The sequence below is a fragment of the Sphingopyxis sp. genome (assembly GCF_036402335.1).
Taxonomy (GTDB): domain Bacteria; phylum Pseudomonadota; class Alphaproteobacteria; order Sphingomonadales; family Sphingomonadaceae; genus Sphingopyxis.
On sequence record NZ_DASWTD010000274.1, the window covers coordinates 1 to 2,092 of the forward strand.

Annotated in this window: 3 protein-coding genes; 2 read left to right on the forward strand and 1 reads right to left on the reverse strand. The window is 65.4% G+C overall.

Annotation, left to right across the window (positions count from 1 at the left end; all coding sequences use genetic code 11):
• The coding region (locus VGD20_RS08675) for a hypothetical protein (RefSeq protein ID WP_331134060.1) at positions 1–794 on the forward strand (794 nt) is incomplete at its 5' end.
• Between the two features lie 119 nt (positions 795–913).
• Positions 914–1,636 carry an acetoacetyl-CoA reductase gene (gene phbB, locus VGD20_RS08680; RefSeq protein WP_331134061.1) on the forward strand — a complete coding sequence of 241 codons (723 nt, stop codon included), beginning with the start codon at positions 914–916 and terminating at the stop codon, positions 1,634–1,636.
• A gap of 200 nt (positions 1,637–1,836) precedes the next feature.
• On the opposite strand, the gene VGD20_RS08685 is transcribed toward phbB, so the two are convergent.
• The coding region (locus VGD20_RS08685; protein WP_331134062.1) for a DUF4019 domain-containing protein at positions 1,837–2,092 on the reverse strand (256 nt) is incomplete at its 5' end.

The window sequence follows — 2,092 nt, forward strand, 5'->3', positions numbered from 1 at the left end:
ACCTTGTCGCCGTGGGACCGGGCAATACCGATCCGCACGGCGAAAGCGATATGAGCGAGCCCGGCGTTTCGCTCTACGAGCGCGGCTACGACATCGCCGACCCGGCCTTCCACCCTTTCGACTGGGGCAGCATGACCGCGATGGTCGCACTGCTCGAAATGCGGCTCGACCGGCTGGCGACCGAAGCCGCGCCGCCTGCCGGCGCGAGCGCCGAGGATGTCTCGGAAATGGAACAGCGCGCTGCGATCAACCGCGAGGCCCGCGCGCGCGCCGCGGAAATCATCGCGATCGTCCACGACAGCGCGACAACGCAGGCATTCTCGCCCGGCGACGCGACCGCGGTGATGGCGGCATTGCACGCGATCCGCTGGGCCGGGGCGATCCCGGCCATCGACCCCGAAACCGGCGTCGAACGGGTTGAAACGATCACCTTGCCGCTGACCACGCACCGGCCCGACGCGAACCTGTGGGTCCATGACTATCAGAGCATCCTGTTCGACCGCGCCAAGCACGCCTGGTGCGCCAATCCGGATGGCCTGTCCGCCCCGGCACGCGCAGTTTACGAGCCGTGGTGGCGTGCACTTGCCGCGCGTGAGATGGCCGTGATCGGGCATGCGCCATTGGGCTATGTCGCCGACTATGACGCCGACCGCGAGGCCGTGCTGATCGAACTGCCGACAAGCGGGCTGATGAGCCGCAGTTTCGGCGACGGCGGCAATCTGGTCGTCACGATCGACAAGGCCGATCTGGCCATAGGCGACTTTTCGAAACTGCGGGCGCAGGTCAGCAATTAGGATCATCCTGCCCCCCGGCTACCCCCCTGAATAGCTTTGCGATTGACGTTCCGGTAAACTTGCGGCGCCCGCTTGCGCGGCCTAATCATCGTCCCATAACCACGTGGGAGAGTGAATTTATGGCACGCGTAGCAATCGTCACCGGCGGCAGCCGCGGCATCGGTGAGGCGATCTCGCTGAAACTGAAGGAACAGGGCGTCACCGTCGTCGCCAACTATGGCGGCAACGATGAAAAGGCGCGCGAATTCACCGACCGCACGGGCATCGCCGCGATCAAGTGGGACGTCGGCGACCATCAGGCATGCCTCGACAGCTGCGCGCGCATCGCCGAGGAATTCGGACCCGTCGATATCGTCGTCAACAACGCCGGCATTACCCGCGACGGCACCCTCGCGCGCATGAGCTACGACGACTGGGATGACGTGATGCGCGTCAACCTCGGCGGATGTTTCAACATGGCGAAGGCGACCTTCGGCGGCATGGTTGAACGCGGCTGGGGCCGCATCGTCAACATCGGGTCGATCAACGGGCAGGCGGGCCAGTACGGTCAGGTCAATTATGCCGCCGCCAAATCGGGCATCCACGGCTTTACGAAGGCACTGGCGCAGGAGGGCGCGAAGAAGGGCGTCACCGTCAACGCGATCGCGCCGGGTTATATCGACACCGACATGGTCGCCGCGGTCCCAGCGCCCGTGCTCGAAAAGATCGTCGCGAAGATTCCGGTCGGCCGTCTGGGGCAGGCCGACGAGATCGCGCGCGGCGTCGCCTTTCTGTGCAGCGAGGATGCGGGGTTCGTCACCGGATCGACGATGTCGATCAACGGCGGCCAGCATATGTACTGACGGGACGAGGGCGCTAGCGAAGGCGTTCGCACAGCGAACAGCGAGCTGGCAACCAGTAGCACTGCACCGAATAGAAGCCCGTTCGCATCGAGCGAAGTCGAGATGCCCCTGGGGCTTGGCGTTATATCGCGGCGTGTCTCGACTTCGCTCGACACGAACGCGAAGAGGGGGCGATTCCGAACCCGGACCCGCCCCTTCGATTACTCCACCGTCACGCCCACCACGCGCCAGCTCCCGCCCTCACGCACCAGCGACAAGGTCTCGATCGCCCCGGCCTTGTTCGTATAGTCGGTGCGGAACTTGACCATCTGATAGCCATAGGGCGGCGCGGGGACCGTTTCTTCGCTCAGCAGCCCGCGGGCCTTCACCGCTCCCAGCGGTCCCTGTACCTGCCGGGCCACGCGCGCCCAGGTCTCCGCGGTGTTGAGCGCCTTGAACGACTGGCCGGTCGCTTCC